Source organism: Marinobacterium sp. xm-a-152 (genome assembly GCF_013282965.1).
Lineage (GTDB): Bacteria > Pseudomonadota > Gammaproteobacteria > Pseudomonadales > Balneatricaceae > Marinobacterium_E.
Genome location: NZ_WBYI01000001.1, coordinates 312,819 through 325,262 on the forward strand (window position 1 = coordinate 312,819; position 12,444 = coordinate 325,262).

The 12,444-nt window shown below is 46.3% G+C and carries 9 protein-coding genes; 4 read left to right on the forward strand and 5 right to left on the reverse strand.

Annotated elements, in window-relative coordinates:
• Window positions 1-32 precede the first annotated feature (32 nt).
• Window positions 33-1,232 carry a glycosyltransferase family 4 protein gene (locus XMA152_RS01515; RefSeq protein WP_173482522.1) on the reverse strand — a complete coding sequence of 400 codons (1,200 nt, stop codon included), beginning with the start codon at window positions 1,230-1,232 and terminating at the stop codon, window positions 33-35.
• The gene (locus tag XMA152_RS01520) at window positions 1,229-2,509 is read right to left on the reverse strand and encodes a lipopolysaccharide biosynthesis protein (protein ID WP_173480974.1); all 1,281 of its coding nucleotides are present in this window, start codon (window positions 2,507-2,509) and stop codon (window positions 1,229-1,231) included. Before XMA152_RS01520 ends, XMA152_RS01515 begins: the two co-directional genes overlap by 4 nt.
• Before the next feature lie 127 nt (window positions 2,510-2,636).
• Between XMA152_RS01520 and XMA152_RS01525 the strand changes: the two genes are divergently transcribed.
• The 3 genes from XMA152_RS01525 to XMA152_RS01535 are packed head-to-tail and all read left to right on the forward strand — an operon-like array spanning window position 2,637 to window position 6,242.
• Window positions 2,637-3,527 (forward strand): DUF6492 family protein, encoded by an 891-nt coding sequence (locus XMA152_RS01525; RefSeq protein ID WP_173482523.1) that lies wholly within the window; start codon window positions 2,637-2,639, stop codon window positions 3,525-3,527.
• 1 nt (window position 3,528) lies between these two features.
• Window positions 3,529-4,929: a sugar transferase gene (locus tag XMA152_RS01530; RefSeq protein WP_173480976.1), complete on the forward strand. Its 1,401-nt coding sequence runs from the start codon at window positions 3,529-3,531 to the stop codon at window positions 4,927-4,929.
• Window positions 4,929-6,242, forward strand: coding sequence for a hypothetical protein (locus XMA152_RS01535; RefSeq protein ID WP_173482524.1), 1,314 nt, complete (start codon window positions 4,929-4,931; stop codon window positions 6,240-6,242). Before XMA152_RS01530 ends, XMA152_RS01535 begins: the two co-directional genes overlap by 1 nt.
• Window positions 6,243-6,325: 83 nt before the next feature.
• Here XMA152_RS01535 and XMA152_RS01540 read toward each other — a convergent pair whose 3' ends face one another.
• From XMA152_RS01540 to XMA152_RS01550, 3 genes are all read right to left on the reverse strand, one after another.
• Window positions 6,326-7,498 (reverse strand): nucleotide sugar dehydrogenase, encoded by a 1,173-nt coding sequence (locus tag XMA152_RS01540; protein ID WP_173482525.1) that lies wholly within the window; start codon window positions 7,496-7,498, stop codon window positions 6,326-6,328.
• Window positions 7,499-7,572: 74 nt separating this feature from the next.
• Window positions 7,573-8,970 carry a mannose-1-phosphate guanylyltransferase/mannose-6-phosphate isomerase gene (locus XMA152_RS01545; RefSeq protein ID WP_173482526.1) on the reverse strand — a complete coding sequence of 466 codons (1,398 nt, stop codon included), beginning with the start codon at window positions 8,968-8,970 and terminating at the stop codon, window positions 7,573-7,575.
• Window positions 8,971-9,025: 55 nt separating this feature from the next.
• On the reverse strand, window positions 9,026-10,525 hold the full coding sequence (locus XMA152_RS01550; protein WP_173482527.1) for a trehalase family glycosidase: 1,500 nt from the start codon (window positions 10,523-10,525) through the stop codon (window positions 9,026-9,028).
• A gap of 111 nt (window positions 10,526-10,636) precedes the next feature.
• Here XMA152_RS01550 and XMA152_RS01555 point away from each other — a divergent pair, with 111 nt between their 5' ends.
• Window positions 10,637-12,208: a bifunctional GNAT family N-acetyltransferase/carbon-nitrogen hydrolase family protein gene (locus tag XMA152_RS01555; protein WP_173482528.1), complete on the forward strand. Its 1,572-nt coding sequence runs from the start codon at window positions 10,637-10,639 to the stop codon at window positions 12,206-12,208.
• The last annotated feature ends 236 nt before the right edge of the window (window positions 12,209-12,444 follow it).

Here is a 12,444-nt window from a genome sequence, read left to right on the forward strand (position 1 = left end):
GCAAAAACCTTGCCAGTTTTGCAAAGTGCAAATCAAATAGCCTGATAGAGTTCACTGTATTTAGAGAGCATTTCTCGGTTAGAGTAATTTTTTGCTTGTTCTAAACAGTGCCTAGAGAGTGTTTCGTAATCCAACTGACCAAAGGTTTGCAGTGCTGATTCAAACTCTGATTGGCTGTTAATATCTATGACAAGACCTGTCTCTCCCTGCCTGACGAGCTCGAGCAATCCACCAGCACCATGAACCATTACCGGTATGCCATGGGCATAGGCTTCAATGACAACGCGCCCCATAGGCTCATACCATAAGGAGGGAACAATCAGCACATCGATCTCTGCAAAGAAATCAGCAGGTTTTGTAAATCCTCTATAATCAATGGCTGGATCACTCTCCAGTTGTGACTCAATCCTTTTCTCTCCAGTTCCGGCAAAAACGAAGCGGTAATCACTCCCTTCAGGCAGTTGTTTCACGCGATCAACCAACTGCATTACACCCTTGTCGTACTCCAAACGACCAATGTAACCAAAGACTTTCGCCTCACTCGACCGAGGAGTCTGTGACTGTTCTTCAAAATTGTCATTAGGGGAGATGCTGTTATAGATAACTCGCTGATGACTCTTCTTAAAGTAACCGTCTTCGGTGTGGCTATTTAAGATGAAATTGCTAATCCCTACGATGCCATCGACTCGCTCAGAACCCCACCTTTTTGGCGTCGAATAGCATCTACACTCCTTGCAAATTGCTTCGCAATTTATCTCATTTTTTCTTCTCGACTCTCGATGACACTGTATATAGTAATCCCGCAAGGTATGAACGACCTTGCAGCCTCGTTGCTTAGCAATCTTCCAAACCAATACACTGATTCCTTTAAGATTGTTGGTATGCACAATGTCTGGCTGAAACTGATCAATGACGGATAAAATATCTTTTCGATAACGAAAATTACTAAGATCCAGAAGACGTTGTGCAAGCTTCTGAACAACACGTTTAACTTTGTTGGGTGTCTCTAGCGTTACGAAAGGCCAGTAGATGTTTCTATCTGGGAAGTAGAAGGCTTTTACGCCATTTTCTAAACGCCGAGAACCAACCAAGCTGGGATCTTTCACGATACTGGCTACTGCCACCTCATAACCCATGGAGACCAGACCATCCGCTAGGTTATAAACGGACTGTTCAGCACCTCCTAGCTTGGTAGGAAAGAAGACAGAATTAAATAGCAGAATTTTCATCATTGGGTTCCTGTTAAATCACTACAGCGTTTGGATTTTTGGTAGACAAACAGGATTAAAGTCCCGTAGAGAAAACCGTTAGCAATGCTTAAATAGATGATCGATTGAAGTGGGCTTTGTGCTAGCACGCCAAGGTAGATGGCTAACACCCGAACAGAGAGTGAAACGATTTCATGAGCAAGCAGATGAGCCTGCAGACCTAGAACGGGGACTGATGCAATGGCAGGCCTTGAGGCCAGCATCATCAATAACCACAGGGCAATCCATTGTGCAAATTCTCCCGACGTTTTCCACTCTTCGCCGTAAAGCAGAGCGAAAATGCTAGGCCCAAGTAGAGCGATGAAACCAAAAGGAAATATGCCCAATAAGAATAAATTTCTCGTCGTTCTATTAAGAAGTGCGGTGATAGTCTGTTTTTGCTCTACCCTATCAACAACCTCTTTGTAGAAGACGTCCCCTACACTTTTCCCCAACAAGGTTGCAGGTACAGTCAACAGCGCGAAGGCGATGGTGTAATAACCTGCAGCAGCTGATCCGAACGCCCAGGCAAACATCAACGTAGGCGCAGCCAACGAGACTGAGTTTAATAGCACCTGTGGTGCGCGATAGATTGGAAAATCGTAATAGCGTTTGAGCAAATCACGATAGGAATCTTTAGTGACATACTCAGTGGATAGACCAGATCGCTTCGCTAGATAGAGGTTTTGAATCATCATACCCAGGGTATAAAACAGGACTAACCATCCACCGGTGGCTTTAATCAAACCCATCAAGGTTTGACTCACTCCAATAAACAGCGCCCTAATGTTGAGTGATTTTGCCAGGTTGGAGAACTTCTTAGTTCTAATCTGCCACTGTTCATTAACCTGGAATATCGCAGCAATAAAAATAGCCACAGGTAGTAGCCAACCCAAACCAATAAGGGACTCGGCATTTATTAATGTCAGGACCTCTTTTTCAAAGATCAGCAAACTTATGAGTAAAGTGGTCGATAGAGATAAGCTTATAAACAGCGATAGCTTAGCCAATTTCCAAGCCTCGGCATCGCTTTTCGCCAGTACGATAGACATAGGTAAGGTCAGAGCAATGGCAGGGGCAAACATATAAATTGACGAGGTGAAAACACCTAAATAACCATACTGTTCAGGACCATACAGTCGTGTAATGACCAATGAAAATAGAAGCGTTAAAGCATTAGACAGCGCCGTGCCACTGGCCAGCACCATTATATTTTTTAAAAAAGCATCCTTATTTAGAAAGTGCTTAAGTCGAGAAATCATCAGTCGTAAACCCAAACATTGATCGATTGAACCTCTACAGCATATTTCGTGCCAATGTATTCATATAAATGAATATAAGTTGGCACGATTAATGCTAATCACCAGTAAATGCATACTGGAGTGAGTAATGAGTTCAAACTCTCAATCTGATCAACTGGCGCTAATCACCTGTTCGTATGGTCCGGACTTAGATCGTTGTAAACGATTGTGCGAATCGGTGGATAGATTCGTTGATTCAATCTACGAACATGTCTTGATTGTTCCTAAACGTGATCTCAAAAAGTTTTTAACGCTCGTAAACGAGCGACGCAGAGTAGTCAGTGTTGAATCTGTCGTACCAGACTCATTTATTCAACTCCCATTTTCGAACAAGTGGTGGTTGGGGGCTTGGGGTTTTCCAACACGCGGTTGGGTCATGCAACAGATTACAAAACTAAGCGCAGGCTTCTCCACTAAGGCTAAAACCTTAATGTTTGTGGACTCAGATCTACAGTTCATACGCCCGCTTGACCTCTCTTTAATTGAACAGTCAGGACGCACACGTCTGCACTCTATTCCAGGGGATATGGACTACGGTGTTCACCTTAAATGGCATGCGAAAGCTGGAGAATTGCTCGGCTGCGACACAGCTTATGCGGGTTCTGATTACGTTGGACAGTTGATCACATGGGATCGAGAGACGTTGATGGCTATGTTAAGGGACATTAGCAGAGAAACCGGTACTCACTGGACAAGAGCGATTGCGCGCTCTTTGACTGTGTCTGAGTACATTCTGTACGGCATGTATGTGACACGAGTGCTAGGTATTAACCGATCAAACCACTACGAAACAAGCAAAGATCTTTGTCACTGTTGCTGGGATTCTGAGTCCGCTAAGGCAGTTTCCAATGGAACCGCCAAAGTTGATCCATCGGCTATCGCCGTTCTAATTCAATCAAATTTAAGCTTCACAACGGATGAAGAGGCCGAATTGATTGATAAGGCATCGAAAATTTCAAACGCAAAGGTTGGTGCATGATATGCAGATATTAGAATCAATCACTCCAATCAATGAATCAGATTTTCGTCAGTACATTGAACTCTCACTTCGCCAAAGCAGTGGCAGTCAAACAGTCTCTTTCATTGACGCTGCAGGGCTTTCAATGGCGAATGAGCAGGCAGATCTCAAGCAGGCATTTTCATCTGTCGATCTGCTCATCCCTCGCGGGCGTGGTATCAATGTATCGATGAACCTGATTAATCGTGGACAAATGCCGTCAGCAAACAGCTCATCACTCTATCGAGAGCTACTGCTATCACTTGAAGCGTTTGAAAAACCGGTCATTTTGTTCACAGACAATAAAAAAGCCGCGCATAAAACAGAGCTCGAGATTACTAAACTTTACCCTAACCTAAATCTCCAGATCACTATTTGCGATACACAATACGATAAAAGCACACAATGGTTTTTAGATAAGATCAAAGAGAAAAACCCAAGCTCGGTACTATTCGCTCTCGAGACTCCCCTTCAAGAGCGTTTAATGTCTCGAGTAAAATCAAAGTGTGAAGTACCTCTGTTGGTCACTTTGGGGCATCCACTGTTTGATGCTATTTTTGAGGTGAGTGAGGGCTTTAACTTATCTCGCCTAAGACACAGCGTCCTCTTCTCTCCAATGCGATTTTTTAAAACCTTCGTAGGAACGCTTTATCAAATCCCTAACAGTGACGAGAAACGAAACTCACGTATCAATACGATTTTAAGACAGTGGGGATGGTCAACCCGCATTAAGCGCCTATCAATACGAACCAAGTCATCTCTGTGGCTATTGCGATGCAAAATGCAAAGCATTTTAAAACGATCTATTGACTTATTAGGCGCCGGTTTGGGGCTGCTATTGCTATTACCGCTGTTAATTCCCGTTGCTGTAGGGATAAAAGTCACTTCGCCTGGACCTCTCTTTTACTCTCAAGTCCGGGTAGGACACCGAGGCAAGCTGTTCAGAATGTGGAAGTTCCGTTCAATGTATATCGATGCCGACGCACGTAAAGCGGCACTAATGGAACAGAATGAATCATCTGACGGCGTCATTTTCAAAATGAAAAAAGACCCTCGCATTACACCGATAGGTCGCATCATCCGTCGACTCAGTATTGATGAGCTACCACAACTCTATAACGTGTTGATCGGTGATATGTCGCTGGTTGGCCCGAGACCCGCTCTAGAAGCTGAAGTCGCTCAGTACCCGGTGCTAGCCCGCGCTCGTTTAGAAGCTATGCCTGGTTTAACAGGTCTGTGGCAAATCTCAGGTCGATCAGACCTCCCCTTTGATAAGCAGGTTCTGTTGGACACTGCCTATGTAAACCAGCAATCAGCAATGAATGATGTAAAGCTGATCGCTAAAACCATACCTGCTGTAGTTAGCGGTAAAGGAGCCTACTAATGACCATTGAACGTGCCATTCTTTTCGCTGATCGAAAAGGGAAAGAGCTAACTCCTCTCAATGATCGCTACCCTATCTGTTTGCTACCCATTGCTGGTAAAACACCCCTAGAGTTCTGGCTTGAGCAGCTCTGTGATATGGGTGTTAAAGAGGTAGATATTGTGATCAATCAGTTCGCTGATCTGATTAAAAAAGCGGTACCCAATGGTGATCATTGGGGGCTAAAACTTAACTACCATTTATCAACCGGTGAAGAGCCGCCTCTCGCTTTTTGGAGTAGGATGCACTTTTCAATGACAGGTAAGATGATTGCTGCACGAGCCGATGTTTTGCCCGTCAAAACAGAACAGGGAGCGATTAGTAATCTATTAACGCTGGACTCTGACTCGGTTGAACAACTAAACGCCCTAGAGTGGAGTCGAAGTGAAGATAGACAGAGTGATTCCTACTCACTCGCGTCACTGGATGCATACGTAAAAGCCTATTTTGCTCTGCTAAACGGCGATTATTATGGCCTAGTTCCTAGGGGGTTGCGTGCAGACGATGACAAATGGCTAGCGACACCCACCTTCAGTTCAAGTCGCTCAGACCCAATTGAAGGACCTCTCTACATCGGCAGGGATGTAATGATTGATCAGAACGCAACCTTATCGCAAACCGCGGTTGAGGCAGGCTCTATGGTCGATAAAGGTGCTCAACTGAATCGAGCCATTGTATTTCCAGGTACCTATGTTGGACAGGACGTCAGTTTAACGGACTCAATTGCGATGGGCAGTTTACTGGTCGACTTGAAACACCAGAGTGTTATACAGATTGCAGATCCTGCATTAATTAGTCCGATCATACCCAGCAGCTCATTGGTTAAAACGAATACCAGCGAACGATTAGTGGCATCTATGCTTATGATCTTATCAGCACCCGTCGCATTGCCACTGGCATTGATTACTCAAAAATCGGGGGTATTAAATAGAGAAGATCAGCTCTCAAACCGAGGATCTCGTCTACACCCGCTCTGGTTTACCAAACTTAACTTCACATCAAATATTGGTTGGGTAAAACGCTGGCCTGAGCTTTTAGGGGTGATCGATGGGGATCTAAAGCTATTTGGAAGCGAGTATGAGTCCATCGAAGATGAGCGCCCCCTAACAGAGCTTCCAATTTCCCAGGGTCTGTTTACGCCTCAATCGGTGTTTAAAAATCAATCACTCGATGAGTTTGAACGACAACTTTGGGGGTTAGAGCTGGCGAACGAGAAGCTTGGTCCTTTTCGACTCTTTGCAAGAGCCATCAAAGTAAGCTTAAAGAATATTTAAATAGGGCCACTCTTTTACCGGTCCAGTAACAACAAAAAAGGTGGCGAGCTATTTAGCTGGCCACCTTTTTTATTAGTTAAAAACTAACTGTCGCTATTGAATATATCGCGGGTAAAGACTTTATCAAGAACGTCTTCTAACTCTTCATCCATCCGGTTACAGACGATCACATCCGCATCGGCTTTGAATGCATCCAAGTCTTTGTAAACGATGGAGTTGAAGAATAGATCCTCTTCAAGGACCGGTTCGTAGACAACGACCACAATGCCTTTTGCCTTCAGGCGCTTCATCACCCCCTGAATGGCCGATGCGCGGAAGTTATCGGATCCAGACTTCATCACCAAACGATACAAGCCAACAATCTTTGGATTACGCTTAAGAATAGAGTCCGCAATAAAATCTTTACGGGTGGTGTTGGACTGAACGATCGCACCAATCAAGTTACTGGGTACGTCGTTGTAGTTAGCCAGTAGCTGCTTGGTATCTTTTGGCAGACAGTAACCACCGTAACCAAAGCTTGGGTTGTTGTAGTGCGTGCCGATACGCGGGTCTAACCCTACCCCTTCTATGATCTGACGAGTATCCAAGCCGTGTGACAGCGCGTAGGTGTCCAACTCATTGAAATAGGCCACACGCATTGCAAGGTAGGTATTGGCAAAGAGTTTAATCGCCTCTGCTTCGGTACTACCGGTGAATAGAGTGTCGATATCCTCTTTAAGCGCCCCTTCAACGAGCATTGCAGCAAACTTCTCTGCACGCTCAGATCGCTCACCTACCACGATACGTGATGGGTATAGGTTGTCGTACAGCGCCTTACCTTCACGTAAGAACTCTGGCGAAAAGATAATATTGGGTGAATTGAACTCTTCACGCAGATTACGAGTGTATCCGACAGGAATGGTCGATTTAATGACGATCGTCGCTTCCGGGTTAATGCGAATAACATCTGAAATCACCGCTTCAACTGAGCGAGTGTTGAAGAAGTTAGTCACCGGATCGTAATCGGTCGGTGTCGCGACAATAACGTATTCAGCACCTGCATACGCCGTTTCAGGATCCCTCGTCGCAACCAGGTTTAACGCTTTTTCGGCTAAATAGTGTTCAAGCTCAGTATCTTCGATAGGCGCTTTGCGGTCATTGACCAGTGCTACCCTATTCTCGTCAAGATCTATGGCTGCCACTTCATTATGTTGAGCCAAAAGAACGGCGTTGGACATGCCCACATAACCAAGGCCTGCAACCGCTATCTTTGTCATATAAAAATCCTAATCGTTAAGTCTGTCTCTCTGCTAACAACTAGCTAGAGTCACACACTCAAATTACAAATGCGTTAAGAACGGCCGTAGAGATCTTCAAAACGGACAATATCATCTTCACCTAGGTAAGAGCCTGACTGTACTTCAATCAACTCCAGTGGGATTTTGCCTGGGTTCTCTAACCAGTGAACACAGCCAACCGGGAGATAGACCGACTCATTCTCGGTTAACATGATCTCTTCATCATCGCGCCCGACACGTGCCGTACCCGATACAACAATCCAGTGTTCAGCCCGGTGATGGTGCATCTGAACCGAGAGTTTATTACCCGGCTTCACAGTAATGCGCTTAACTTGGTAACGTTCGCCGTTGTCGATGGAGTCGTATTTACCCCAGGGACGGTAGACTTCACGGTGCAGCTCATACTCACTTCGACCTTCTGCTTTTAAGCGCTCAACGATCTTTTTAACGTCTTGCACCTGATCTTTGCCTGCCACCAGTACAGCATCTTTGGTTTCAACCACAACAATGTCTTTAACACCGACGGTTGCAACCAGTTTACTGGTCGATTTGATCAAGGAGTCTTGAGTGTTGTGGGTCATAACATCACCACTGACGGCATTGCCGTTGCCATCTTTAGGGGTAACTTCCCATAGCGATGACCAGGCACCCACATCATTCCAACCAGCATCCATTGGCACGACAACAACATTGTCGGCTTTCTCCATCACCGCATAGTCGATCGACTCATCTGGACAGGCTTTAAACGCCTCTTCATTAATGCGAACGAAATCTAGATCCGGAGTAAGAGTTTCTAATGAAGCGGTACAAGCATCTAGGATATCTGGGCGGTGTTTACCCAACTCTTCGATGTAACGTGAGGCTTTGAATAGGAACATACCGCTGTTCCAGTAGTAGTCACCCGAATCTACGTAGGCTTGCGCACGCTCAAGATCCGGTTTCTCAACGAATTCCGCTACCTGATAGCCTTCTGCTTCAGCAGCGCCTCGACGAATATAGCCATAGCCAGTTTCAGGTCCCGTGGCGACAATACCAAAGGTCACTAGGGCACCTGCTTCAGCAAGGGGTTTAGCTCTATTCACTTGCTGCTGGAAAACCTCGACATTCTCAATGACATGATCCGCCGCTAACACCAGTAGCAAAGGGTCATCTTCAGACGTCAGTGCTTGCAGTGCAGCCAATGCAATGGCCGGTGCCGTATTGCGACCGACTGGCTCTAAAAGAATATCGGCCTGGGTATCCATTGCACGCATCTGCTCTGCAACGATGAAGCGGTGCTCCTCATTACAGATCACCAACGGCTTTCCATCGCTGATACCGTCCACACGTGAAGCCGTTGTCTGCAGCATGGTTTGTTGGCCTGCCAAGGCTAGAAACTGTTTCGGATAGAGGGAGCGAGACAGTGGCCATAAACGTGAACCGGAGCCACCGGCCATAATTACAGTTTTCATTTAATCCATTCCTTTTATGATCTATCCAAAACACTAAGCAATGATTGTGCCAAAATTAAGTCTCCATTGCGCGCTTTAGTGCCAAATAAGTCCCATTCGTCCAACCGAAACCATCTTGAACGGTATATTCACCGCCACCGGCGATCTCACCGGGAGTGAGAACGTTGTACTTCTCCAACATTTTGCCCGTGTGGCTAAAGACAAGATCTAGAGTAGCCAGCCAGCGTTTAGCGCCCTCTTCTGCCAACTCATCAAACTGGTACTGTTTCAAACCTTGGAAACAGATCCACTGCAAAGGGGCCCAGCCATTCGGCGAATCCCACTGTTCTCCCGACTCAACATTGGTCGTTACCCAACCGCCAGGTTTCAAAAACTCTTCATTTAACTTAGCAACGACGCAAGCGGCTCTCTGTGGTGAAGCAATACCGGCAAATAGCGGGAAACTCATCGCCAGTGACTGATGGTCTCTCTGTTTAAACCCATCTAGGTCCAAATCGACATAACAGCCTAAAATGTCATTAAAGAAGTAGTATTCAATCGCATCGGCACGCTGATTAGCCAACTGCTCATAATGGCTCGACAGTTCTGGTAAACCTTTGATCGACGCTGCTTTTGCAATGACTCGCTCTACCATGACCAATAGCGAGTTAAGGTCCACAGGGATAATGTTTGACGTTGAGATGGAACCGAGATCATCACCGTTGAACCATCGAGATGAGAAGTCCCAACCCGACTCAGCCCCCGCTCTTAGATCTCGATAAAGGGTCTCTTCATCCCTATCAGAAGCCTTAGCAAGTGACTCATCCTCTTTAAAGCTCTCCTGACGCGGTGTGGCGGCGTCATCCCAGTAGCGGTTCAATGGCCCTTTTTCGGTCATTACAACACGACGATGGGATTCACCAACAGAGAGTTTTGCAGCGCCATCCATCCAGAAGAGAAGATGCTCACGCATCATATGGGGTAGAAATTCAGCCAATACCGATTCATCGGTTTGATTCGCTAGCAGATCGACCATCAAAGCAAAAAACGGTGGCTGACTTCGTGTGGCAAAGTAGCTTCGGTTGCCGTTGGGTATAAAACCGAGTGTCTCGATAAGATGTGCAAAGTTCTCCACCATATGGCGAACAGTTTCCACGTCACCTGACTCTACTAAACCCAGCTGGGTGAAGTAGCTATCCCAGTAGTAGATCTCATTAAATCGCCCACCCGGCACGATGTAGGGATTAGGCAGTGGGATACAACTACTGCCCTCTACATGCTGATCTGACGGGCGCTTCAACACAGACCAGAGCTGTTCGATGTGCTCATGAGGATTGATACTCCCCCGCTCTGATGCCGATGACTCAAGGGTTTCTCGCTTAAAGAAACGTGGAATAAAGTCAGCCAGTTCAAACCCAACTTCACTCTTACACTCTATGAATGCTTGGTTTATTTCATCTGCTGTGGCCGTAGGCACTAGATCAACAAAGGTTTTAGAGTCAGGAAAAAGGCCTGAACGTTGAACGGCAAGAAAGAGTTCCGGAAACATAGCGTCCGGTGGGGTTGGCAATGACACAGTATCCCTCCAATAATCACAAACGCCATTGTAAATAAAACTTCGAGAAAACCCATAACAGGTCTATGCTTAAGTTATCTAAACAGTGCTTAATTTGTTCAAGAGACCTTTATGAGCTACGAAAACCCAAAAGATCTTCAACTGAAACTACGAAACCTAACCATGGACGATCTAGATCAACTGGTCGAGTTGATGGATCGCGTCTACGACGATCTTGGGGGCAGCTGGCCAAAAGAGTCCCTAGCTCTTCTTCTAAAACAGTTTCCTGAAGGACAAATTGTCATTGAAGATCGCGGCACCATTGTGGCTGGCGCGCTCTCTGTTCAATGTGCTTATAACCGCTTCACTAGAGCCCACACCTACGACGATTTGATCGGTCGACGTGAGACCTTCCAACACGACAAGAAAGGTGATGCTCTCTACGGTTTGGATCTGTTTGTACACCCAGATTATCGAGAATATCGACTAGGTCGAAGGTTATATGATGCTCGAAAAGAGATCTGTATCCAATTGAATTTACGATCAATTTTAGCGGGCGGTCGCATCATAAACTACTACAAGCACGCTGAAGAGATGACGCCTAAAGAGTACATCGAAGCGGTGCGAAAACGTGAGGCTTATGACCCCATTCTAAGCTTCCAGTTTGCTAACCACTTTGAAGTGAAACGTATTCTTCGAAACTACCTGCCAGAGGATGAGCGGTCTAAAGGCTTCGCGACTCTGCTGGAGTGGATCAACATCGATTACGAACCAGAAGATGAGTCTCTGCAAGCCGAAAACTTCAGAAAACGATCCGTTCGCGTCAGCGCCATACAGTGGCAGATGCGCACCACAGAATCCTTTGAACACTGGTTAACTCAAGTTGAGTACTTTGTCGACTCTATGGCCGACTACACGGCCGACTTCATTATGTTCCCAGAGTTCTTTAACGCCCCGCTCATGGGGCTCGGCAATCAAGAGAACCAGTATGAGGCGATCAGATTCCTAGCGGGCTATGCCGAGAGAACCATTGAAGCGATCTCTGGCTTTGCCGTCGCTTATAACATCAACATCATCTCGGGCAGCATCCCGGTATTGGAAGGTGACACTCTCTACAACAATACCTACTTATGCCGTCGTGATGGCAGCATAGAGGTGCAACCGAAGCTCCACATCACACCGCACGAACGTCGTGACTGGGTCATTGAGGGGGGTGACACTCTTCAGGCCTTTGATACTGATGCAGGCCGTATCGGCATACTGATCTGTTACGACGTTGAATTTCCTGAGTTGGGTCGACTGTTGCGCGACGAGGGCATCGACATTCTCTTTGTCCCCTTCTGGACAGACACAAAGAACGGATTTCTTCGAGTACAGCGATGTGCACAGGCGCGTGCCATTGAGAATGAGATCTATGTCGTCATCGGAGGCAGTGTCGGCAACCTACCTCAGGTACACAATGTTGATATCCAATATGCTCAGTCGGCTGTCTATTCGCCGTCAGATTTCGCCTTCCCGCACGATGCCATCATCGCGGAGAGTACACCCAATACTGAGATGGCACTAATAGCCGATTTAAACTTGGATTCGTTGTACGACGTAAGGGAGAAAGGGTCCGTAACCAACGGTAAGGACCGTCGAACCGACCTTTATTCTTTGGTGTTGCGTAAAAAAGCGACCGATGCGCTGAAAGAGAGTGAATAAAATTGTTGGAGCATCGCGGCCTTTTTAAGACCGCTCCAACATGCCAACCTTATTGTAGGAGCTAGCCCAAAGGGCGAAGCGACCTGTTGGAGCCTTATCTCAGTACGGGGTCTAATGGGATGGTCCGTCCCGCTTCTTAAACGGCATCACAATGTGCCAGGATATTAGTTACCACACTTTTATCCAAAGGAGACGGACCATGACGCAGACTATAACAAACGCAGAAGTACATACCC

Excerpts from the sequence above, each read along its gene's own strand:
- XMA152_RS01515 (WP_173482522.1), bottom strand. The coding sequence starts at position 1,232 with ATGATGAAAATTCTGCTATTTAATTCTGTCTTCTTTCCTACCAAGCTA.
- XMA152_RS01520 (WP_173480974.1), bottom strand. The coding sequence starts at position 2,509 with ATGATTTCTCGACTTAAGCACTTTCTAAATAAGGATGCTTTTTTAAAA.
- XMA152_RS01525 (WP_173482523.1), top strand. The coding sequence starts at position 2,637 with ATGAGTTCAAACTCTCAATCTGATCAACTGGCGCTAATCACCTGTTCG.
- XMA152_RS01530 (WP_173480976.1), top strand. The coding sequence starts at position 3,529 with ATGCAGATATTAGAATCAATCACTCCAATCAATGAATCAGATTTTCGT.
- XMA152_RS01535 (WP_173482524.1), top strand. The coding sequence starts at position 4,929 with ATGACCATTGAACGTGCCATTCTTTTCGCTGATCGAAAAGGGAAAGAG.
- XMA152_RS01540 (WP_173482525.1), bottom strand. The coding sequence starts at position 7,498 with ATGACAAAGATAGCGGTTGCAGGCCTTGGTTATGTGGGCATGTCCAAC.
- XMA152_RS01545 (WP_173482526.1), bottom strand. The coding sequence starts at position 8,970 with ATGAAAACTGTAATTATGGCCGGTGGCTCCGGTTCACGTTTATGGCCA.
- XMA152_RS01555 (WP_173482528.1), top strand. The coding sequence starts at position 10,637 with ATGAGCTACGAAAACCCAAAAGATCTTCAACTGAAACTACGAAACCTA.